The sequence below is a fragment of the Chryseobacterium sp. RLHN22 genome (assembly GCF_051011795.1).
GTDB lineage: Bacteria > Bacteroidota > Bacteroidia > Flavobacteriales > Weeksellaceae > Chryseobacterium > Chryseobacterium zhengzhouense.
In genome coordinates this window covers 1-22653 of record NZ_JBPCHW010000013.1, presented here as the reverse complement: position 1 = coordinate 22653, position 22653 = coordinate 1, and the positions used below count along the sequence as shown (strand labels likewise).

The following is a 22653-nucleotide window of genomic DNA, read 5'->3' as shown; positions in this document are numbered from 1 at the left end:
AATATGTTAAATTATTAAAAATTCATCTATTTCTCTATTAAATCCAAAAACTGCTGCTCATCCAAAATTGTAATCGTTCCGATGTCCTGTGCTTTTTTAAGCTTGCTTCCTGCTTTTTCGCCAACGACTAAATAATTCAGGTTTTTAGAAACGGCGGAAATATTTTTACCGTTGTGTTTTTCAACCATTTCTTCAGCCTGTTCTCTCGTGAAAAGAGAGAGCTTTCCGGTAAATAAGAAGGTTTTTCCTTCTAAGACATTCGATAAAATCTCGTTGGTGTTTTCTCCTTTTTCAAGCTGAACTCCATAAGACTTTAATCTTTCGAGCATTAGGATATTTTCCGGATTATTGAAGAAATCAACGATGCTTAAAGCGATTCTCATTCCGATATCTTCTACCTGGCACAATTCTTCTGCAGTTGCATTTTTCAGATCATCAATCGTGTTGAAGTTTTTAACCAACTTCTTGGCAACCGTTTCTCCGACGTGTTTAATGCCGATTCCGTACAGAACCTTTTCAAAAGCAATTTCTTTTGATTTTTCAATTCCGGAGATGATATTCTGTGCGGATTTTTCAGCCATTCTATCGAGCGGAAGAAGCTGTTCTTTGGTTAAAGCATAAAAATCAGCTGGATTTTCAATCAGTCTTTCTTTATAAAGCTGTTCGATAGTTTCACTTCCCAGATTTTCAATGTTTAAAGCTTTTCTCGAAACATAATGAATCATTCTTCCCACAACCTGCGGCGGACAATGAAGCTCGTTCGGGCAAAAATGAATGGCCTGATCTTCCACTTTTACCAGTTCAGTTCCACATTCCGGACAGTTTTTGATGTATTCTAATTCTTTGCTTTCGGGTGTTCTTTTTTCTGTGTTAACACCAACAATTTTAGGAATAATTTCGCCACCTTTTTCTACATAAACGAAATCGTTTTCGTGTAAATCGAGCTTTTTGATGATATCTTCATTGTGTAAGGAAGCTCTTTTTACGATAGTTCCGGCCAGTAAAACAGGCTTCAAATTGGCAACAGGAGTAATGGCTCCGGTTCTTCCGACCTGATAAGAAACACTTTGCAGTTCAGTTTCTACTTTTTCGGCTTTAAATTTATACGCCATCGCCCAACGTGGAGATTTTGCCGTGTAACCAAGCTGTCTTTGTTGTTTTAATGAATTCACTTTTAAAACAATTCCGTCAATTTCAAAAGGAAGGTTATGTCTTTCAACATCCCAGAAATTGATGAATTCTTTTATTTCGTCTAAAGTTTTACACAGTTTTGCCTGATCAGAAATTTTGAATCCCCAGTTTTGAGCCTTATGAAGCAGTTCCCAATGTGTCTCGGCAGGAACTTCCTCTGAAACAAACTGGTAAAGTACCGATGAAAGTCTGCGTTTTCTCACTTCACCGCTATCCTGCATTTTTAAACTTCCGCTTGCGGTGTTTCTCGGGTTCATGAACGGATCAAGTCCTTCTTCTTCACGAAGCTTATTGATTTTCTCGAAATTTTTTCTCGTCAAATAAATTTCTCCACGCATATAAAATTTCTCAGGATAATCTCCTGTTAATTTTAATGGAATATCTGAAATGGTACGGACATTTGCGGTAATTTCATCGCCCTGAAATCCGTCGCCACGTGTTACGGCCTGTGTAAGTTTTCCGTTTTCATAAAGAATGGAAATTGAAGCACCATCATATTTTAATTCGGCAACAAATTCTACGGGCTCATCAATGGCTTTAATAATTCTTTTCTCCCAGTCTTCCAGATCATCAAAATCGTACGAATTATCCAGAGAATACATTCTGAACTGATGCTGAATCGTCGGAAATATTTTGGTAACACCGCCTCCGACACGAATAGTTGGCGAATTATCGTCATGAAATTCGGGATATTCTGCTTCCAGATCCTGAAGTTCCTTTAAAAGAAGATCAAATTCCATATCAGAAATACTCGGTTCATCCAAAAGATAATAGTTTTCGTTATGCTGATGGAGTTCTTTTCTTAGTTGCTCAATTTTTTGCTGAATGTTTTCGGACATGGGTTTTCTATCTTTTCAACAAAAATAATAAGTATTGCGGAGAAATAAGCGATTAAAATTAAGATTAAATTCAACAAATGTTCAAATTCATTTTAAAAGGTAATCGTAAATGTCTTTTACCTTTGCAGCCAATTGTATAATTATCATTATATTGTTTTAAATTTCAGTTTTAAATTGAATTTAATTCAAAATAATAATGCAGAAGAATATTTAAAATTATGAAAAAGTTTATCTTAGGGTTTGCAGTTTTAACAACAGCTTTTATGAATGCACAAACTCAAATTATTGCTCACAGAGGTTATTTTCAGACCAATCCTCCTATAACGGAAAATTCGATCAAAGCATTAGAAAATGCTCAGAAATTAAAAATTTACGGTGCTGAATTCGATGTAAGAATGACGAAAGATGGTATTTTGGTTATTAATCATGATGAGCATCACGGTAAAATGATTATTGAAGAAACCGATTTCAAGGATTTGAAGAAATTAAAGCTTTCGAATGGCGAAAATTTACCGACTTTAAAAGATTACCTTAAGCAAGGAAAAAAAGATCCGTCTTTAAAGCTGATTATCGAAATAAAACCTGTAAAATCACAGGAAAAAGAAAACGAGATTGTAGAAAAAACAATTAAGATGGTGAAAGATATGAAACTTGACTCCCAAAGCGAATTTATTTCCTTTAGCCTCAATGTTTGTAAAGAAATTAAAAAAGTTGAACCAAAATTCAAAGTACAATATCTTAATGGAGAATTGTCTCCTGAACAAATCAAAAACGAAGGATTAGACGGAATGGATTATCATTACAGTGTATTCCAGAAAAATCCGGACTGGATTCAGAAAGCAAAAGTTTTAGGGCTAATCACCAATTCCTGGACGGTAAATGATGCAAAAGTTTATGAAGAATTAAAATCTCAGGGAATCGGATTTATTACAACCAATATTCCGGATCAGCTGAAAGGTAAATAATTTTCCGAAAAATTATATTATAAAAATCTGTTTCTTCTGAAGCAGATTTTTTTATTCAAATAATAATTATAAAATAATAATACCCTGTGGTACGTCTGTGGTATTTTTATTTTCTCTGGAAAAGACAATAAAGGTATATAAATTAAGTCACGAATCAACATTAAAAATCATTCATGTTTTTAAACAACTGTTTACTAAAAGTTTATGCATTTCTGTTAATCATAAATTAATATGTTGTTTAGAAATTCTTTAAAATATGTTAAAATCGTATTAAAGCTATGCTCGTCATAGCGATATAATTTTGCGCAAACAAAAAAAGTATGCGTAAAGAGACTCAAAAACTGCTTCTATTATCCATTCTCGGATTGGTTAGCGTCCAAATGGCGGCTCAACAGCAGGTGAAAAAAGACACGGTGAAAACCATTGATGAAGTTGTGGTAACGGCTTTAGGGATTAAAAGACAGGATAAATCCTTAGGTTATGTTGCTGAAAAAGTAGATTCTGAAATCTTTGAAAATATTCAGAATAATAACTGGGCGCAAGGTCTTGAAGGTCGTGTAGCAGGTTTAAAAATTCAGACAGCAGGAGCGGGTCCTTTAAGTTCTTCGAGAATTACACTGAGAGGCGAAAAATCTTTTAATCTTGATGGAAACTATGCTTTGATCGTTGTAGACGGAGTACCGTTGAGTAATTCAACAACAGGAACAGGAACAGCCGCTTACGGAGCCGGAACAGGAGGTGATTTACCAATCGATTTAGGAAATGGCTTGAACAGCATTAATCCTGATGATATTGAATCGGTGACTGTTTTGAAAGGGGCTTCAGCTGCCGCATTATATGGTTCGAGAGCTGCGAACGGAGCTTTAATGATAACAACAAAATCAGGAAAAAGTAAAAACGGAAGACTAAAAGTTTCATTTAATTCTTCTTTAAGTTTTGATTCTGTCTTAAAATGGCCGGATTATCAATACGAATACGGTCAGGGAACTTTGGCGAAAAATACAGCCGGACAGTTTTTCTATTCTTATGGTGCTTCTGCAGACGGAGTAAGCACGGGCGGAACGAGCAGTGCTTTCGGACCTAAATTTGATGGACAGTACTATTTTCAATATGACCCTACTGTATTGGGACAAAGTAAAGAAAGACAGTTGTGGAGACCTTATAAAGATAATATAAAAGGTTTTTGGGAAACAGGAGTTACTTCTTCGAACAACGTTTCTGTAGAAGGAAGCACAGATAGAACAAGTTTCAGAGCTTCACTTTCCTATCTTGACAATAAATGGATGATGCCAAATACGGGCTTTGATCGTTTCAACATGGCGTTTTCATTAGATCACAAAGTGACAGAAAAGTTCAGAGTTTCTACAAAATTCAATTACGCAAATACAAAAAGTGATAATCTTCCGGCGACAGGATACAATAACCAGTCGATTTCTTATTTCATGATTTTCCAGAATCCGAATGTTGATTTGGCTTGGTATAAACCGATCTGGAAACCGGGACAAGAGCAGGTAGACCAGATTCACCCGTTCAGTAGCTTTATTGATAATCCGTATCTGATCGCTTACCAAATGCTTAATGGTGTAGAAAAGAAGATGATAACGGGAAATATTTCAGGAACTTATGATTTTAATAAAAACTTCAGTTTAATGTTAAGATCAGGAATTGAAATGCTGGATGAAGAAAGAACAACAAAGCGTCCTTACAGTTCAGCAAATTATCTTAAAGGCTTTTACAGAGAACAGTACATCAAAAATAATGAATTTAATAATGATTTATTATTCACCTTTAAGAAAGATTTCAACAAGTTTAATATCACTGCAAATGCCGGAGCAAGTGTTCGTTATAATGAATATGTAATGACAGATTACCGTGCAGAAGGTCTTAAAGTCGTTGGAGATTACAGTCTCAATAATGCGATTTCTTTGATCACAAAAGTTCCGAGACCAAGTGATCAGCAGACCAACTCTGTCTATGGTTTGGTAAGTGCCAATTATGATAACTTAGTGTTTTTAGATGTTACAGGAAGAAATGACTGGAGCAGTACACTTCCGGTAGAATACAGATCATTCTTTTATCCTTCCGTGAGCAGTAGTTTTATTCTTTCTGATATTTTTAAACTGTCAAGCCCTAATTTTAATTATTGGAAATTAAGAGCTTCTTGGGCAAAAGTTGGGGTGGCAGGACTTCCGTATCAGCTTGACAAATATTATACGCCAAGTGATTTTATTGGTTCGGTTTTAACACCGGGAACATATCCTAACCCGCTTTTGAAACCTGAAGATAATACCAATATTGAAGCAGGGATGGATTTTTCTGTGCTGAAAAACAGATTAAGCTACAATGTAACGCTTTATCAAAACGATACAGATAATCAGATCATCACGATACCTACATTATTAGAATCAGGTTATTCAAACAGAATTATCAATGCCGGGAAAGTGAGAAACAGAGGGGTAGAAATGAGCTTAAGTGCAATGCCTTTCAAGAAACAAAATTTTAGCTGGAATATCTCTGCCAACTGGTCTTTAAACAGAAACGAAATCCTCACCTTACCGGATGAATTTGCAGGAGAAAATTCTTACACCATTTCTACGGTTGCAGGAGTTCTGTATTACAATGCTGTGGTCGGAGGATCTTTAGGAGATTTGTATGGCTTTAAATTGTTAAGAAATGAGGCGGGGCAGGTGATCTATGATCCTGCAACGGGACTTCCGGCAAGACCAGACCGTGTAGAAAAAGTAGGCAATGCATTTCCCAAATGGAGAGCCGGTTTTCAAAATGATTTCAAAATAAAAAACTGGCAGATCAGTTTTTCGTTCGATGGTCAGTACGGTGGAATGGCATATTCTCAAACCCATCACAAAATGTCTGAACAAGGTAAATTAGGTCATACTTTGATGGGAAGAGATAATCCGAACGGAACGATTGTAGGAGAGGGTGTAGTTTTAAATGCAGACGGAACGTACAGCCCTAATACAAAAACGGTTGGTTTGGCAGCTTATTACGGAGATTACTACAGAAGAGCTAATATTGAGACCAATACATTCGATACTTCATTTATTAAATTAAGAGATGCAAGAATCGCTTATTCTTTCTCAAAAGATGTGATCGCTCCTTTAAAACTTACTGAACTTACTTTAGCAGTATTCGGAAAAAACCTTTGGATGTGGACGAAGTTCCCGATGTTTGATCCGGAAGTTGCAGCATTAAACGATTCTACAATTACACCAGGTGCTGAAATCGGTCAGCTTCCATCGGCAAGAACTGTCGGTTTTCAAGTTAATTTAAAATTCTAAGATCTACCTCATGAAAAAAATAATTTTATCTACAGCAATTGCTCTTTCATTATTGAGTTTAAATTCTTGCGAGAGAAGCTTTGAAGAAATCAATACAGATACAAGTAAAATTAAAACACCTTCGGTGGGAAGCTTTTTGATTCCGATTCAGTATGAAATGGGATCTTACGGATACAACAGAGCCGATGATTTTACTTTCGACATCATGCAGGTTGCCTTGGCTTTTCCTAATGAAGGAAATACGGTAAGCCGCTATTATCTTACAGAAAGTACCGGAAACGGATATTGGAATACAAGCTACAAATGGCTAAAACAGGTTAAAGAACTTAATGAAGCAGCAAAAAAAGAGAACAATGCCAATTATCTTGCAATATCTAAAGTTCTGAATGCATGGATTATGGCAAATCTTACCGATGCATTCGGCGATGTTCCGATGACAGAAGCTTTGAGACTCGAAGACAATATCATGAGACCAAAGTATGATAAGCAAAAAGATATTTATTTGTTCTTACTGGATGATCTTAAGGCAGCTAATACTTTATTTGATACAACAAAAGCTTTAAGTGAGGGCGATTTATTTTTTCAGGCAAACTCTAATGCTGCAAATATTGTAAAGTGGAAAAAATTCTGCAATTCTCTTTCATTAAGACTTCTGACAAGAATTTTAAAAAGAAACGGTGAAGTAAATGTTCATCAGAGAATCACTGAAATTGTTAATAACCCGACAACATATCCGATCTTCCAAAACAATGCTGACGGAGTAGTGCTAGATATTTCCGGAGTAGCTCCTCTAATGCCTCCCATTGCAAGACCACAGGATTTTACGGCTTACAGAGCTTCGGGAGCATTTTTTACCCAAACTTTAGTTGATAACAACGATCCGAGATTGAGCATGTTTTTTTCTCAGGCAAAAAGTGTTACGCCACCCAATCCCAATATAGGTTACAAAGGAGCTCCGTCAGGTTATGCTTTAGGAACTACTTTTGATTATCAGCCTTCAAATTTAAATCAGAATTTAGCAAAAGCACCACTTAAAATCTTGATCATGCCAAATGCAGAGCTTCAGTTTATCCTTTCAGAATTGGCGTTCAAAGGAATTATTCCGGGAAATGCACAGACTTTCTACGAAAATGGAGTAAAAGCAACTATTGAGCAGTGGGGTGCAACAATGCCTGCGAACTATTTTGCCAATCCTAAGGTAGCGTATAACGGTACTTTAGAAAGAATTATGCTTCAGAAGTATGTAGGATTGTTTTTCGTAGATCATCAGCAATGGTACGAGCAAAGAAGAACAGGTTTCCCTGTTTTACCGAATAATGGTGGACTGATGAACGATGGTAAAATGCCTCAGAGAATGCCTTATCCAACGGTTACAAAGGTTCAGAACTACGAAAATTACGTTACAGCTTCTCAGAACATGGGCGGCGATAATATCAACACAAAAATGTGGTGGAATCAATAATTTTTTAATTTCAAAATTATAATACAATGAAACATAAATTCATCATCCCTTCATTATTTATCTCTGCGATGGCGTTTTCTCAAGCATCTGTTTCGGGATACGTTTTTGAAGACACAAATAAAAATCAGAAGAAAGAAAACAGAGAAAAAGGAATTGAAGGAGTAGCTGTTTCCAATGGTGCACAGGTAGTTTTGACGGATAAAAAAGGAAAATATAGCCTGCCGATTGCAGATGGACAAACGATTTTTGTAATCAAACCATCCGGTTATATGGTTGCATTAAATCAGAATAATTTACCGCAATATTATTATCAGTACAAGCCGAATGGTTCTCCCGCAGATTTTAAATTTAAAGGTTCTGCGCCTACGGGAATGCTCCCAAAGGAATTAAATTTTGCTTTGCACAAACAAAACGAAAGCAAAAATTTTGATATTCTGGTTTTCGGTGATCCACAGCCTTATACAGAAAAGCAGTTGGACTATTTCAAAAGGGCAATCGTAAACGAGGTGAAATCTACCAAGAAAAATGCTGTTTTCGGGATCAGTTTGGGAGATTTGGTGGGTGATGATCTAAGTCTGCAGAAGCCTTATGCTGATGTAATGAAAGAGATTGGTCTTCCCTGGTATAATGTGATGGGAAATCATGACATGAATTACGATGCTAAAGAAGATAGGCTTTCAGACGAAACTTTTGAAGCTAATTTTGGTCCTGCCAACTATTCTTTTAATTACGGAAATGTTCATTTCATTGTATTAGATGATATTCTTTATCCTGATCCTAGAGACGGTAAAGGCTATTGGGGAGGTTTCAGAGAAGATCAGATGCAGTTTATAGAGAATGATTTAAAATATGTAGACAAAAACAAGCTGGTCGTGGTTTCTTTCCATATTCCATTAGATCATACAAATGAAGATAACTTCAGAAATGCAGACCGCCAGAAATTATTTGATGCATTAACACCATTTAAAAATGCTTTACTGCTTTCTGCTCATACCCATATTCAACAGCAGATTTTCTACGGAAAAGCTCAGGGTTGGAACGGTTCAAAAGATCTTCATGAATACAATGTAGGAACAACTTGTGGCGATTGGTGGTCAGGAACTTCAGACGAGATTGGATTACCGACTTCAACCATGAGAGACGGTACTGCAAAAGGATATTCTTTTATCAGTTTTAATGATAATGAATATAAGGTTAAATATAAAACTGCCGGAAAACCTGAAGATCATCAGATTCAGTTGTATGTGCCAAAAGTAATTCCTCATCCGTCTAAAACTTCAGCAAAGATTTTGGCTAATTTCTTTATGGGAAGTAAAAAAGACAAAGTGCAATACAGAATCGACGGCGGAAAATGGGAAGAAATGGAATATATTGAAACCATCGATCCGAATTTTGCAAATTCCGTTTTCAAATGGGATACTACCGACAAGCTTTTCCCGGGAAGAAGGCCTTCAAATCCTGAACAGTCAAAACACATCTGGATCGGAGGGTTTGGAAATAAACTTTCTTTAGGCAGACATAAAGTTGAGGTAAAAGCACAGGATATGTACGGAAATGAGTTTACTGCTTCAGAAAATTTTGACGTACAGGATCAGATTATTATTCCTTAAATTAATTTTCAATTTTTATATATTACTTTCAGAAACCGGCTTATTCGTAGGCTGGTTTTGTTTTAAATAGAATTTGGTAATGATTAATTTTTAGTAAATCAAAATCATAAACACGTGTTTAAAAAAATGGTTTTGTAGATTTGTACCATTAAAATTTAAATAATGAATTTAAACGGAAAAAACGCTATCGTAACCGGTGGAGGAAGAGGTTTAGGAAAAGCTGTGGCTTTAATTCTTGCCAGTGAAGGAGTAAATGTAGGAATTACCGGAAGAAACGAAGAAAATTTGAAAATGACTGTTGACGAAATCCAAAAATTGGGTGTAAATGCAGCGTATGCAGTTTTCAGTATAGATAATGAAATTCACGTAAAAGCAGGAATCGAATCGATTGCAGAGCAATTAGGTGGTATAGATATTTTAATCAATAATGCCGGAATCGGAGATTTTGGTTCTATCGAAGATATGTCTTCCGAAACTTGGGAACAGGTAATCAAAACAAATCTTTTCGGAGTATATTATGCAGCAAAAGCAGTTTATCCATTTTTAAAAGAAAAAGGAGAGGGCGATATTGTAAACGTAGCTTCTACAGCAGGTTTGAAAGGTGGACCAAATATGTCGGCTTACGCAGCATCTAAAGCAGCGGTGGTTTCCTTATCACAATCGATGATGGCAGAATGGAGAAAACAAAACATCCGTGTAATTACACTTACGCCAAGTACTATTGCTTCAGATATGTCTATTCAGGGAGGCCTTACAGATGGAAATCCTGATAAAGTGCTTCAGCCGGAAGATTTCGCAGAATGGGTAAGAGATATTCTGAAAATGAACAGAAGAGCGCTAATCGCAAATGGTTCTATTTTTTCTACCAATCCATAGTATAGACACTAGAAACTAGATATTAGAAATTAGTTTTTTATGACTTTTAAATAACGGCGGACTTCGGTTCGCTTTTTTTATACTTAATTGTCATTGCTAAGAGCGACTTAGCTGAGTGAAACGCCCTTGCGAACAAAAATATGCAGTATAGCATTAAAAAAGTCTTTGCGCGCTTTGCGTTAAAAACACTTCGACAGGCTCAGTGTGACATCTCTAATACTAACTGTAAAGATTCTAATGTTAATTCTTTATTTTTGCAGCAAATTATTCACATGCAAAATTATTTAGAATTCGATTTCAGAATTTCTCCGCTTCAACCGTGGAACGAAATATTAATGGCAGAACTTATTGAGATAGGTTTCGATAGCTTCACGGAGGAAATTCATGGAATTTTAGGATATATTCAGAAGGACTTATTTAATGAAGAAGAATTAAAAGCTTTACCGCTTTTTCAGAATGAAGAGGTAAAAATTGAATACACTTTTCAGGAAATGCCCAATATCAACTGGAATGAAGAGTGGGAAAAGAATTTTGAGCCCATCAATATTGATGATAAAGTATTAATCAGAGCAGAATTCCACGAATCTGTTCCCGGAATGCATGAAATTATCATTCAACCAAAAATGTCTTTCGGAACAGGACATCATCCGACAACGCATTTGATGATCCAGCAAATGATGGATATTGATTTTAATAACAAAAGAGTGTTGGATATGGGTTGTGGAACTTCAGTGTTGGCGATTTATGCAAAACAAATCGGAGCCGGAGATACAAAAGCAGTCGACATCGACGAATGGTCGGTGGAAAATTCAAAAGAAAATGCGGTAAGAAATGGAGTAGAGCTGGATATTGAGCTGGGAACTGCAGAAAATTTAGGCAAAGAAAATTACGATATTATTCTGGCCAACATCAATAGAAATATCCTCATTTCAGATATCCCGACTTATGTTTCTGTATTGAATGAAGGTGGGAAATTGTTACTTTCAGGATTGTGTTTCTTTGATGTTGATGATATTCTTGAAGTTTGTAAAGAGAATAATTTGGAACTGAAAAAGAAACTTCAACGCGAAGAATGGGTAAGTTTATTGCTTGAAAAATAAATATTTTGCAGATTAATATCAACCTTAAACTCAACCTCAATCTTAGTCTCAACCTGAAATTATGAAAACCTTATTCACTGTTTTATTTCTATTCATTATTCATTTTTTCTCTGCGCAGAAAGAAGATTACGAATATGCCAACGGAGTTTTCCATTTTGAAGAAAATAAAACACAAAAAATATTCACCGATTGGACGAGAATCCGGCAATCTCCGAATGTGAATGCTCAGATTTTAGATTCTTTGCCAACCAATCAACAGATTTTGATTCTTAAACAGGATGAAACTATTTTAAAGCTGGGTGAAAGAAGAGCTAATTGGTATAAAATATCATATCAGAAAGGTGATAAAACTTCCGAAGGTTACATTTGGGGCGGAAATCTTGCAGTAGGCTATAGAAACAAGAACGGGTACGATTTTTTGTTTGGCTTAACGAAAACAGTCAACAAAAAAGATAAGCAATATCCTGAAATCAATATTCAACAAAATATCGCAGCCATAAAAGTTATGGAAGGAAATACTTTAATTGATGAGGTTTCTTTCGAGTCCGGATCGGCTGAAAGTCTTAGTTTTGGAACATTCAATATTGAAAGTAATCACAAGCTACAAAATGTAGAATTAACTCTGAAGGCTACTGTTTCCGGCGAAGCATGCGGAATTCCGAGTTATGATCAATATGTTTTGTTTAAAGATAAAAAGCTGATTGCTCTTCCTCAGCTCATGAATGTTGGGGATGCTGATATATACTATCATAGTGAGGAATTTGTTTTCCCGAATGATAAAGGTGGAATCCCGAATGCTTTTATTTTTAAAATGGAAGAAATGGAAAAGGATGACAGAGATCGTGAAAAGAAGAAAAGAGCATCAAAGACTTACCTTTGGGACGGGAATTCTTATAAATTGAAATAGAATTTAATGATAAACTGAAACCACTGTATATTTACGGTGGTTTTTATTTTAATTGTATAGAATTTATACTCTTTAAAAAATTTAAGTAAACTATTTTGTTTATTTAAATGCAGTTTTTATGAATATACAATATTTAAATTTGGATGCTGTATTTGATAAGTAATCCATATAATAGACGATGAAGAAAATAAATAAAAAGATTGTGAAATGACCGATGTATTTAAAAATTATCTATCTTCAACAGGAGAACTATCAACTGAGGAAATCAACTTCTCTGCACAATTTTTCAAATCAGCCCGCTTCAAAAAAGGCGATTTTTTTATTCGTGAAGGGGAAGCCTGTCTCCACATCGGGTTTATTGCAAGTGGAGCTGTAAAAGCATATGCTGTCGACAAAGAAGGAGAGGAAAATATAACTTGTTTCAAGTTTGAAAATGAATTTGTCACTTCATTTCAGGAATTTGTAGCGCAGGAAAAATCGAGGAGGAGTATCAGGACTATAGAAGATAGTATAATCTACGCAATAAGCTATGTGGATTATCAATATTTGCTTGGTCAGGTTACGGCCTGGAACGGAGTTATAAAATCGGTAATAGAGCAGGAGTATAACCAAAAAGAGCGTTATCTGCTGAATTACAATAATAAATCCGCTGTGGATAAATACCGTCATATTCTGGCCAGTGAACCTATGCTCGTTCAACGGGTCGCAACTCAGGATCTGGCATCGTACCTTGGCATCACGCAGCGATCATTGACAAGGGCGAAAGGACAAATACATAGACCCAATGCATTATAGGACAAATGTCCTTATTCGATCCGGGTCATCGAAGTAGATTTGCACAAAAAATATGTTACGTCAAATTGCTCCTGAAGTGTTCCAGATTCCCCTGATGCCACGAAACAGTATCAATTGTTATATTATCGAAGGTGTATTGGTAGATTCCGGAATACGCAGTTCATATACCACAATAAAAAAGGTTCTCCGGGAAGTCCCTGTTTATCAACATGTATTGACACATGCTCATGCAGATCATCAAGGCTGTAGCGATCAGATTTGTGCTGATCTCTCAATTCCCTTACTCTGCCATCCCAACGAAGTTTTTAGAACAGAAACAGGTATGGTGACCAACGATTACCCGACTCCACAACATTGGGTAGCCAGGCTCCAGCAAAAGTATTGGGCTGGTCAGGGACATAAAGTTGACCGGACAATTGTTGAAAACGATGAAATTGGAAACTTCCGGGTAATAGAGACTCCCGGGCATTCGGCAGGTCATATTTCTTTATTCCGTGAGCAGGATGGAGTACTGATCATCGGAGATGCCGCGGTAAATATGAATCTGCTTACGACAGCGATCGGTCTACATCTTCCACCAAATATATTTACCTCGGATCAGCAACAAAATATCAAGTCACTCCAAAAGCTGGCACAATTGAATCCTTCTGTTATCTGTTTCGGTCATGGCCCGGTTATGCGAAATACAGATGGGGAATTTGAGCAATTTTTGACTAGATTCAGTTCGGCTATTTAAAAGTAACGAGCTTAGTATACTGTAATTGGGTTTAATAGCGGAATTTTTGTACGCTAACATTTTCCATATGGTTTGGAAAATTATAATCCGATGATATTTACAAAGTTTTATAACAACAAAAAACCTCACAATTAAGAATTGTGAGGTTTCGTGAGCGCGAAAGGATTCGAACCTTTGACCGTCTGCTTAGAAGGCAGATGCTCTATCCAGCTGAGCTACGCACCCTAAAAATATTTTGATTGTCGGGGCGGCAGGATTCGAACCTGCGACCTCCTGGTCCCAAACCAGGCGCGATGACCGGACTACGCTACGCCCCGATTGAGGTCATCTTTTAACAAGAATTACCTTGTTTTTTGTGGGTGCAAAGATAGGATTTTTTTATATAAATCAAAATAAAATTTAAAATAATTTATCGTGAATATTTGCTGATCACTATTTTGAAAACTTTACCGTGTTAGTAATCATTGAATTATCCGAAACTAAAATGAAAAAATAATTTTATATTCTACGGTAATATTTTTTGAAATTTTCGCTGATCTAAAATTAGCCATCTGAAAATATGAGTAAGAAATTAAAATACCTTAAGACTTTCTTTCTACGAAAATAAATTGAAAACAATTAATGATTTTTAAGTTATAAAGACATAAAAGCTGAAATTGAAAACTATTATAAACAAAAAAAACTCACAACAGGAGTTGTGAGTTTAAGTGAGCGCGAAAGGATTCGAACCTTTGACCGTCTGCTTAGAAGGCAGATGCTCTATCCAGCTGAGCTACGCACCCATTTGTAATTTTGAGAAAATTATCGAAAACTGTCGGGGCGGCAGGATTCGAACCTGCGACCTCCTGGTCCCAAACCAGGCGCGATGACCGGACTACGCTACGCCCCGAAAGAAATAAATGCGGAGGGTAAGGGATTCGAACCCTTGCGACACTTTCGCGTCGACAGTTTAGCAAACTGCTCCGTTAACCACTCCGGCAACCCTCCTTTTTATTTATATTTTAAAGACCTTTGTTCTGTTATTGCGAGTGCAAATATAGAACAGATTTCTTTATTTACCAAATAAAATTCAAGAAAAAATTGCGTATTTTTACGCTTATAAACGATTAAAAAAGTAAACTGATGCGTAAGACATTATATATCATCGGCTTAAGTACGTTGGTTTTTTCGTGTACCTCACAAAAAAATATTAAAAAAAGTACGTACCGACCTAAAACAGTGGCTTCACAGCCAAAAGTTGCAGTCAAAACCGATCCTGTAGAAAAGCCAAAACCAAAAATTACAAATGAGCATGGCGTAGAATTTTTTACTACAAATATTGCGGATGCTACTAAAAATGATAACACCGTAAGTTATGGCTCTATCGTATCAGCAAAACCTGCGGGATATAAAGTGGTAAAAACACATTTTCCAGCAATTGCTCAAAATTTCAGACAGAAATATCTGATTTTACATTACACTGTTTTACCTGATGATAAATCGGTACAGGTTCTTACCCAGCAGTCTGTAAGTGCGCATTATTTAGTTAATAATTTAGGCGATAATGAAATTTATCAACTGGTTGATGAGAATAAACGATCTTATCATGCCGGAGTAAGTGCTTGGCGAGCTGATAAAAATCTTAATGATACTTCTATAGGAATTGAAATTGTTAATATGGGGTACACAGCTGATGCAGCAGGTGTAAAAACTTTCCAGCCGTTCAGTGATGACCAGATTAAAAAAGTGGCAGCTTTAGCCAAAGATATTGTGACAAGATATCAGATTCCGGCTACCAATGTGTTGGCACATTCAGATATTGCGCCGACAAGAAAACAGGATCCCGGACCACTTTTCCCTTGGAAAAAATTGTATGATGAATATCAGATAGGAATGTGGTATGACGAAGCTGCGAAACAGACGTTGCTTGCAACTTCACAAACCGATATTTCTGCACGATACAATGAGCCGTCATTTATATTCATGGTTCAGACGGCATTACAGAAATTCGGTTATGATTTACAGCCAAGCGGAAAATGGGATGATGTTACCAAAAAAACGATTGAAGCATTACAGTATCATTTCCGACCACAAAACTATGATGGAATTATGGATGCCGAAACATGGGCAATTCTTCAGGCTTTAAATCAAAAATATACTTCTAAGTAAGGCTAAGGCAAAGGTTGAATATTTCAATATTAATCAAGCAAATCTATTTTCAACCTTAATCTTAACCTAATACTCAACCTCAATTTATGGAAAATTTCAGAAAAGAAAGTGATCTTCTCGGGGAATTAAATGTTCCGATTGGTGCTTATTACGGAGTTCAAACTCAAAGAGCCATTGATAATTTTAAAATTTCAGGACAACTTTTATCGTCATATCCAGAATTTATTAAAGGTCTGGCTTTTGTGAAAAAAGCAGCAGCAAAAACAAATTATGAACTCGGGCTTTTAGATGAAGATTTATATTTTAAGATTGCAGAAACCTGTGATGAAATATTATTGGGAAAATTGCATGAACAATTTCCTGTTGACATGATTCAGGGAGGTGCAGGAACTTCTATAAACATGAATGCAAATGAAGTGATTGCGAATCGTGTTTTGGAAAAATTAGGAAAAAATAAAGGCGAGTATGAATTTTGTTCTCCAAACGATCATGTTAATCTTTCACAATCTACAAATGATGCCTATCCTACGGCAATTAAAATGGGATTGTTGCAAATGAATGCTACACTGGTTCAAAAGCTTGAAAGTATTGTTTTGGCTTTCCGTGAGAAAGGAAAACAGTTTCAGGATGTGATCAAAATGGGAAGAACTCAGCTTCAGGATGCAGTTCCAATGACAATGGGGCAGGAATTTGAAGCGTTTGCTGCAACTTTGGAAGAAGATATTTCGAAACTGAATAACAATGCCAATCTTTTTGTTGAGGTGAATATGGGTGCAACTGCTATTGGGACAGGTATTAACGCTCCAGTTGGCTATGCAACACTTTGTGCTAAAAATTTGGCTGAAATTACGGGTTATCCTATAGTCTCTGCGCCTGACTTGGTAGAAGCAACTCCGGATACAGGTTCTTATGTGATTTATTCTTCGGCGATGAAACGTCTTGCAGTGAAACTTTCTAAAATCTGTAATGATTTAAGATTACTTTCTTCAGGACCGAGAGCGGGACTATCTGAAATAAATCTTCCACCAATGCAACCGGGTTCTTCAATAATGCCTGGAAAAGTAAATCCTGTGATTCCGGAAGTGGTGAATCAGGTTTGTTTTAAAGTAATCGGAAATGATCTTACCGTCACTTTTGCAGCAGAAGCGGGACAATTACAATTAAATGTAATGGAGCCTGTGCTTTCTCACGCTATCATGGAAAATATTCACTTCCTTTGCAATGCTTTGGATACACTTCGTGATAAATGTGTTGTCGGAATTACTGCCAATAAAGAAGTTTGTTTGAATATGGTGAAACACAGCATAGGAATTGTAACCGCTTTAAATCCTTACATCGGATACAAGCAATCAACAAAAATTGCGAAAGAAGCTTTGGAAACAGGGAAAAGTGTTTACAATCTGGTTCTTGAGCAAGGTCTGCTTTCTCAGGAAAAATTAGACGAAATTTTAGATCCTGTGAATATGCTTAAGCCACACAATAAATAATCATTGATGAGCGATAATTGATGTACTTTTGCAGTCATCAATTATCGTTTTGTATTTTATAAACTGATTCAGCTTGAAATTCCTTATCATCATTCCTGCACACAACGAAGAAAACAATCTTCCGTTTACTTTAGATTCTTTACAGCGACAAAATTTTAAAGATTTTAAAATTGTTGTTGTGAATGATGGTTCTACAGACAGAACTTCGGAAGTTATAAAAAAATATACTGAAAATGATGGCCGTTTTGAAACGATTAATCTTCAAAAGTCAGCTCATCAGCCTGGATCAAAAGTTGTGGCTGCTTTCAAAAAGGGATTAAGTACTCAAAATCTGGATGAATTTGATGTCATCTGTAAATTTGATTCGGATATTATTTTGGAAGAAAATTATCTTCAGACTGTTGCAAGTGCTTTTGTTGAAAATCCGGATTATGGTTTGGTTGGTGGACTTTTGTATGTTGAAAAAAACGGGGAATGGGTGTATGAAGGAAATTCCAATAAACATCATGTTCGTGGCCCAATGAAAGCTTACAAGAAAGAGTGTTTTTTGCAAATGGGCGGTTTGCGTGAAACTTTAGGCTGGGATAATATTGATGCGATTTTACTGCAGAATTCAGGCTGGAAAGAAGTGGTTTTGCCGGAGCTCCATGTGAAATTAATTAAAGTAAAAGGTGCAGATTACACGATAAAACCGGCCGATTATTATGGAAGATATTTTTATTTTTTAGGTCTAAACCGTTTTCTGACCTATGTTGCAGCAGCAAAAGAAGCGATGAAAATAAAATCGCCTTCATTTCTGTTTCAGATTATCAGTTCGTACGAAAAATGCAAGTCTCAGAATCTTGAGTTGAAAATTACAAAAGATGAAAAAAAAGTAATCAATCAGCAACGCTGGAATCAGTTTAAAAAGAAATGGTTTAACGTGTGATTCAATAGGAACGGGCTTTAGCCCGTCACTCAAATAAAACAGATGCAATCGGCTTCAGCCAAAACATAAAATCAAAATTTCAAATTGAAAAAAATAGCCTACATAGAAATCGATACTCACGCAGAAGTTGCGGCTGATTTTATGGATCTAATGAAAGATTCAAAAGGGTTTTCTGTGGATTATTATTTTTCTGAAAAGATTAAAAAACAAATTCCTGGAAGTCATGAAAATGTTTTTTTGTCGGATAATTCGATGATTTTAGATCAACTGAAAACAAAGAAATACGATTTAATCATTATCGGAACTGTTCACCGTTATTTCAATACTTTTCTGAATATTACGCAGAAGTATAAAACAGCAATCGTTGTTCACAATCTTAATTTTTCTAAAGCTTCCAGATTAGATTTAATTAAAAATATTTTTAAGGAAGATGTTATTTATCGTCTGAAATTATGGTGGAAAGAAGGATTGTTTAATGTTTCAAAAGTTTATAGAAGTGCAAATCAGCTTTTGGTTTTAGATAAACAGTTTTCTTGTTCAGAATATCAATTTTTGCCGCTTTTTTATACAAAAGAATTTCAACAAGATAAAAATGAAAATTTAACGGTTGTAATTCCGGGTGGAGTTTCACAAAAAAGACGTGATTATAACCATGTTTTAGATATAATTAAAAAATCTGATAACGCTGAAAATGTCGAATTTGTTTTTCTTGGAAAAGCAAAAGGCGAAGAGCTTGAAAAGATTGAAAAAGTTGCTGAAAAATTTAATCTTACATACTTCACAGAAAGAGTTTCACAAACTGATTTCGAAAACTGGATGAAGAAAGCCGATGTTCTTTGGTGTCCGATTCAGCAGAAAACAAAATTTTTCAGTCAGGAAGAGATTTATGGCAAAACCAAAATGACAGGAAATATTGGGGATGCCATTAAGTTTGGTAAGATTGCTGTTTTTCCTGAAAATTATTCCTCAAATCTTGATTTTATCGTTTCTGAGAAAGAAAATGTCATTCAGCAGTTTGATGAACTCAAAGATTTTAAATATGATTTTCAGAAAGATTATAACAAAGAAATCGTTCTCAAGAACTTGGAGAAACTTCTCAATAATCTTATTTAAATTTCAGAATGCTTTTGATGAAATTCCTGTTGATGTACTGCTCAATCGGGAATATTTTTGTAAAATGATTTCCAATAAAAATCAGCAATAAAACGACTGCTGGTTTATAAATCAAATTGATCAAATTATTCTCGAAAACAGGCAAAACAATCGCAACTGTAATCGCCAAAGTACAGATAATCGAAACAAAAATCATTTCAATGGTAAAAGGAGAAACTTTAAACATGAAATAATTAAAAATAACTTTTATTAGATTGTAAGTCGTTACAGAAATTGCCGTCGATAAAGCAATTCCAATCAGGGAAAGATCAGTATAATTAATGAAATACCAGTTTAAACCGATTGTTAATCCGGCCAATAAAAGCATAACGATAATATTGAATCGGTAATATTTTGAAAGGGAGATGATATTTCCGTTAAATCCTGTTGCTAAGTCCATTAAAACGGCAGAACCCCAAATCCAAATAACGGGTTCGTACATTCTCAGCATATCTCCTTTGTTAGGCATAAAATGTGTTAAATAGGGGAATCCAACCATTATACAACCAAACAAGACAGCTCCAAGAAAATAAATAGTCAGTGATGTTTTTTTGTGAAATCTGTCGAGTTCCAACATATCACCATCGGCTAAATTTTTTCTGATAATCGGTGCGGAAATATTAAACAAACCCAATTGCGGAATAGAAATCAAAGAAATAAGAGCCAGCAAAATACTGTAAATTGCAATTTCTTCTTCACCAATAAATTCGCCAATCATATAATTATTAATCGCCATGTGATTTCCGAAAGTTCCCAGAAATCCAAAAAAGCTGTAGGCTGCAAATTCTTTATAAAAATGATCTTTTTTGAAGTAATCTCTGCTAAAGTCGAAGCTTATCTTTTCAAGTTTATTGGTGTAATAAATGTAGCCTGAAAGCATTAAAGCAAACATTCCGAAGAAAAAAGCCAAAGCAACCTGTTCTGAAAACTGAAAGTAAAAGAAAAGACAGAATGATCCTAGATTAGCGAGTTTTGGTAAAAGATTATCAAAAATATTAGAAACAACAATCCTTTTATAATTTGAAATATATTTATTAAAAATGGCACACAAAGAAAGCGTTAAAACAAGTGGCAGAATATATTTTTTGCTTTCCCATATTTTCATTTTTGTAAATTCAGGAAAAAAAGTAGGAATCAGAAAAAAAATGAGCAGGAAAATAAGAAAATTAAAAAAAACCAATGCTAACGAAACTGAAAGCATATTTTGATGTTTATCATCATCGTGTGCTCTTCCGAAAAACTTGACGTTTGAGTACGAAATTCCTACGACTACGAAAGGAACCAGCATTTCGGCAGCAGACATTATATATCGCAATGTTCCGTAAAAAAACAGATCATTCGTAAAAATAAAAATGGAAAACATCCCGATCAGGGTTGCCGTATATCCAATAACCGAATACTTAAAACCCTGCCTTGCAACTACGCTCATACTTGTATTTTAAAGGTTTTTAGGAATAAAAATAATATTGTTGATGTAGTCGGTTTTGTTTTTTTCGTCGCTTATATTTTTAAGTAGAATTTCTTCAGTCAGTTTTTCGAGTGTAAAAGTTTTTCGGTTTAAATAATGAGCTTCAAAACCCCAGCTTTCCACTTCAGAAATCTCATCCCAGATGGGTGTTTTGTGATGTCTTTGTTCCATCTCAACCATTAAAGTCGGCTTGAATTGCTGAATCGTGTTTTTTCCTCCGAAAAGTGTTTTCATTTCGTTCCCCTCCACATCTATTTTGATGAAATCAATTTTGCTGATGTTTTTAGATCGGGTCCAGTCATCCAGTTTTACCACTTCTACAGTTTCGGTGTAACTTCTTTCTTCTCCTTTTTCTTTATATTCCGTATTTAATGTCCCTCTTGAAGCGACCATTTTTCCTTTGATGATGGGAACTTTAAACTGTGCCGTTGTATTTTCATCAGAAAGGGCCACAGAAGAAATATTCATTGACGGAAACAGTCTTTTGAGTCTGATGTTTAATTTTTTATTAGGTTCGAAAGCGTAAATGTTCTTGTGATTCAGCTTGTTTTCAAACTGATAAAGGAAAGTTCCTACATTGGCTCCAATGTCAAAAATTACTGCGTCGTTTTGTAAATATTCTTTAATCCAAACCAGTTCCGGTTCTACATTTCGTCCTGAAAAATTTTCTCTGGTAAGATTTTTTAAGCTTTTAAAATACCTTTGTTTATAAAAACTCGGACTAATGTACTGTAGTTTTTCGGCTAATTGCTGGTATAAAGACATTGTGTGGATATTTGAAGGCCAACAAAGGTAGTAAAAAATGCTAAATTGCTGCTAAAAAATCCTAATTGTAACAGTTTGGTTTTCAGGTGGTATTTGTCTAATGTCTAATTTTGAGTATTAAAAATTGGGGTATCCAGAAAATCGTTCAGGGGTTTTGCCGCTTCAAATATTTTTGAAATATTTTTAACTGCATTTTTATCCATCAGATCTTTATTCGTCATATGATGAACACCAATGAAACTTTTTAGTTTTAAATACTCTGCCATAGGATCATCTTTTTCGAAACCCTGAGGAACATTTTTTAATGTATGCTCATCATCCAGCTCTCCGTAATATTTTTTAAACTCTTTTTTTTCAATTGTTTTCAGAAAATCATCTTTAAACAAAGAAATTTCTTTTCTTATTTCCTTTAAAATGGGTGCGTCGGGCAAATAAATTCCGCTTCCTAAGAAAGATTTTCCGGGTTCTACATGCAGGTAAAATCCTGATTTTGAATTCATTTTTCCCATTCCCAAGGAGGCTCCAAAATAGGTTTTGTAAGGTGTTTTATCTTTTGAAAATCGTGTATCACGATAGATTCTCAGCAGAGATTTTTTAGCATCAAGTTTTAAGATGTCTTTATCAAATTTTCCCATTTCGGAAATCAATTCTTCCACAAAATACTGAAATTCTGACTGAGCTTCCAAGAAAACATTTTTGTTTTCATTAAACCATTCACGGTTGTTGTTTTTGTCGATAAGCTTTAAGAAATCAAATATTTTAGCAGAAAGATGTGATGCCATGATTTATATTTTTATCAAAAGCCTGTTTAAACTTTTTTAGAAAAAGAGTTTCCAGAAAATTAGCAATTTAGAGTTGCAAAAAAAAAGAACTAAAATCTGGAACTCATAAGCAAAGATAAACTGGAAAAATGGATTTTACCTCA

At 35.3% G+C, this 22653-nt stretch carries 17 protein-coding genes and 5 tRNA genes; 13 read left to right on the top strand and 9 right to left on the bottom strand.

What is annotated here, in order from left to right:
• Positions 1-26 precede the first annotated feature (26 nt).
• Complete coding sequence (gene ligA, locus ACR1PN_RS13490; protein ID WP_433980457.1) at positions 27-2030, bottom strand: NAD-dependent DNA ligase LigA; 2004 nt, start codon at positions 2028-2030, stop codon at positions 27-29.
• A gap of 218 nt (positions 2031-2248) precedes the next feature.
• Between ligA and ACR1PN_RS13485 the strand changes: the two genes are divergently transcribed.
• The 9 genes from ACR1PN_RS13485 (at position 2249) to ACR1PN_RS13445 (ending at position 13780) form a co-directional block, all read left to right on the top strand.
• Entirely contained in the window at positions 2249-2995 is a 747-nt protein-coding gene (locus tag ACR1PN_RS13485) for a glycerophosphodiester phosphodiesterase family protein (protein ID WP_433980456.1), read from the top strand.
• Between the two features lie 320 nt (positions 2996-3315).
• Positions 3316-6294 carry a SusC/RagA family TonB-linked outer membrane protein gene (locus ACR1PN_RS13480; protein WP_433980455.1) on the top strand — a complete coding sequence of 993 codons (2979 nt, stop codon included), beginning with the start codon at positions 3316-3318 and terminating at the stop codon, positions 6292-6294.
• A gap of 10 nt (positions 6295-6304) precedes the next feature.
• Positions 6305-7756, top strand: a complete 1452-nt coding sequence (locus ACR1PN_RS13475; RefSeq protein ID WP_433980454.1) for a SusD/RagB family nutrient-binding outer membrane lipoprotein — start codon at positions 6305-6307, stop codon at positions 7754-7756.
• A 26-nt stretch (positions 7757-7782) separates the two neighbouring features.
• On the top strand, positions 7783-9366 hold the full coding sequence (locus tag ACR1PN_RS13470; protein WP_433980453.1) for a calcineurin-like phosphoesterase C-terminal domain-containing protein: 1584 nt from the start codon (positions 7783-7785) through the stop codon (positions 9364-9366).
• A 162-nt stretch (positions 9367-9528) separates the two neighbouring features.
• Positions 9529-10242, top strand: coding sequence for a 3-ketoacyl-ACP reductase (locus tag ACR1PN_RS13465; protein ID WP_433980452.1), 714 nt, complete (start codon positions 9529-9531; stop codon positions 10240-10242).
• 272 nt (positions 10243-10514) lie between these two features.
• The gene (gene prmA, locus ACR1PN_RS13460; protein WP_433980451.1) at positions 10515-11342 is read left to right on the top strand and encodes a 50S ribosomal protein L11 methyltransferase; all 828 of its coding nucleotides are present in this window, start codon (positions 10515-10517) and stop codon (positions 11340-11342) included.
• A gap of 61 nt (positions 11343-11403) precedes the next feature.
• The gene (locus tag ACR1PN_RS13455) at positions 11404-12249 is read left to right on the top strand and encodes an SH3 domain-containing protein (protein ID WP_433980450.1); all 846 of its coding nucleotides are present in this window, start codon (positions 11404-11406) and stop codon (positions 12247-12249) included.
• Between the two features lie 207 nt (positions 12250-12456).
• Complete coding sequence (locus ACR1PN_RS13450) at positions 12457-13044, top strand: Crp/Fnr family transcriptional regulator (RefSeq protein ID WP_433980449.1); 588 nt, start codon at positions 12457-12459, stop codon at positions 13042-13044.
• Positions 13045-13096: 52 nt separating this feature from the next.
• A complete protein-coding gene (locus ACR1PN_RS13445) occupies positions 13097-13780 on the top strand; it encodes an MBL fold metallo-hydrolase (protein WP_433980448.1) in 684 nt (227 codons plus the stop codon).
• Positions 13781-13931: 151 nt separating this feature from the next.
• Here ACR1PN_RS13445 and ACR1PN_RS13440 read toward each other — a convergent pair.
• From ACR1PN_RS13440 to ACR1PN_RS13420, 5 genes are all read right to left on the bottom strand, one after another.
• Positions 13932-14005: transfer RNA gene (locus ACR1PN_RS13440), tRNA-Arg, on the bottom strand.
• Positions 14006-14022: 17 nt separating this feature from the next.
• A tRNA-Pro gene (locus ACR1PN_RS13435) sits at positions 14023-14097 on the bottom strand.
• 391 nt (positions 14098-14488) lie between these two features.
• Positions 14489-14562, bottom strand: a tRNA-Arg gene (locus ACR1PN_RS13430).
• Positions 14563-14594: 32 nt separating this feature from the next.
• A tRNA-Pro gene (locus tag ACR1PN_RS13425) sits at positions 14595-14669 on the bottom strand.
• Between the two features lie 13 nt (positions 14670-14682).
• A tRNA-Ser gene (locus ACR1PN_RS13420) sits at positions 14683-14767 on the bottom strand.
• A 135-nt stretch (positions 14768-14902) separates the two neighbouring features.
• On the opposite strand from ACR1PN_RS13420, the gene ACR1PN_RS13415 reads away from it, so the two are divergent.
• From ACR1PN_RS13415 to ACR1PN_RS13400, 4 genes are all read left to right on the top strand, one after another.
• Entirely contained in the window at positions 14903-15928 is a 1026-nt protein-coding gene (locus ACR1PN_RS13415; protein WP_433980447.1) for an N-acetylmuramoyl-L-alanine amidase, read from the top strand.
• Between the two features lie 86 nt (positions 15929-16014).
• A complete protein-coding gene (aspA, locus tag ACR1PN_RS13410; RefSeq protein WP_433980446.1) occupies positions 16015-17415 on the top strand; it encodes an aspartate ammonia-lyase in 1401 nt (466 codons plus the stop codon).
• 73 nt (positions 17416-17488) lie between these two features.
• Entirely contained in the window at positions 17489-18343 is an 855-nt protein-coding gene (locus ACR1PN_RS13405) for a glycosyltransferase (RefSeq protein WP_433980445.1), read from the top strand.
• 84 nt (positions 18344-18427) lie between these two features.
• Complete coding sequence (locus tag ACR1PN_RS13400) at positions 18428-19456, top strand: hypothetical protein (protein ID WP_433980444.1); 1029 nt, start codon at positions 18428-18430, stop codon at positions 19454-19456.
• Here ACR1PN_RS13400 and ACR1PN_RS13395 read toward each other — a convergent pair.
• The 3 genes from ACR1PN_RS13395 to ACR1PN_RS13385 form a co-directional block, all read right to left on the bottom strand.
• A complete protein-coding gene (locus tag ACR1PN_RS13395; RefSeq protein WP_433980443.1) occupies positions 19449-20924 on the bottom strand; it encodes a lipopolysaccharide biosynthesis protein in 1476 nt (491 codons plus the stop codon). The two genes, ACR1PN_RS13400 and ACR1PN_RS13395, sit on opposite strands and share 8 nt — an antisense overlap.
• Before the next feature lie 9 nt (positions 20925-20933).
• Positions 20934-21728 carry an FkbM family methyltransferase gene (locus ACR1PN_RS13390; RefSeq protein ID WP_433980442.1) on the bottom strand — a complete coding sequence of 265 codons (795 nt, stop codon included), beginning with the start codon at positions 21726-21728 and terminating at the stop codon, positions 20934-20936.
• Positions 21729-21832: 104 nt separating this feature from the next.
• Positions 21833-22510 carry a DUF2461 domain-containing protein gene (locus ACR1PN_RS13385; RefSeq protein ID WP_433980441.1) on the bottom strand — a complete coding sequence of 226 codons (678 nt, stop codon included), beginning with the start codon at positions 22508-22510 and terminating at the stop codon, positions 21833-21835.
• Positions 22511-22653 lie beyond the last annotated feature (143 nt).

Coding starts and splice junctions, on each gene's coding strand:
- ACR1PN_RS13415 (WP_433980447.1), top strand. CDS start 14,903: ATGCGTAAGACATTATATATCATCGGCTTAAGTACGTTGGTTTTTTCG.
- aspA (WP_433980446.1), top strand. CDS start 16,015: ATGGAAAATTTCAGAAAAGAAAGTGATCTTCTCGGGGAATTAAATGTT.
- ACR1PN_RS13470 (WP_433980453.1), top strand. CDS start 7,783: ATGAAACATAAATTCATCATCCCTTCATTATTTATCTCTGCGATGGCG.
- ACR1PN_RS13480 (WP_433980455.1), top strand. CDS start 3,316: ATGCGTAAAGAGACTCAAAAACTGCTTCTATTATCCATTCTCGGATTG.
- ACR1PN_RS13385 (WP_433980441.1), bottom strand. CDS start 22,510: ATGGCATCACATCTTTCTGCTAAAATATTTGATTTCTTAAAGCTTATC.
- ACR1PN_RS13390 (WP_433980442.1), bottom strand. CDS start 21,728: ATGTCTTTATACCAGCAATTAGCCGAAAAACTACAGTACATTAGTCCG.
- ACR1PN_RS13465 (WP_433980452.1), top strand. CDS start 9,529: ATGAATTTAAACGGAAAAAACGCTATCGTAACCGGTGGAGGAAGAGGT.
- ligA (WP_433980457.1), bottom strand. CDS start 2,030: ATGTCCGAAAACATTCAGCAAAAAATTGAGCAACTAAGAAAAGAACTC.
- ACR1PN_RS13485 (WP_433980456.1), top strand. CDS start 2,249: ATGAAAAAGTTTATCTTAGGGTTTGCAGTTTTAACAACAGCTTTTATG.
- prmA (WP_433980451.1), top strand. CDS start 10,515: ATGCAAAATTATTTAGAATTCGATTTCAGAATTTCTCCGCTTCAACCG.
- ACR1PN_RS13445 (WP_433980448.1), top strand. CDS start 13,097: ATGTTACGTCAAATTGCTCCTGAAGTGTTCCAGATTCCCCTGATGCCA.
- ACR1PN_RS13395 (WP_433980443.1), bottom strand. CDS start 20,924: ATGAGCGTAGTTGCAAGGCAGGGTTTTAAGTATTCGGTTATTGGATAT.
- ACR1PN_RS13455 (WP_433980450.1), top strand. CDS start 11,404: ATGAAAACCTTATTCACTGTTTTATTTCTATTCATTATTCATTTTTTC.
- ACR1PN_RS13450 (WP_433980449.1), top strand. CDS start 12,457: ATGACCGATGTATTTAAAAATTATCTATCTTCAACAGGAGAACTATCA.
- ACR1PN_RS13475 (WP_433980454.1), top strand. CDS start 6,305: ATGAAAAAAATAATTTTATCTACAGCAATTGCTCTTTCATTATTGAGT.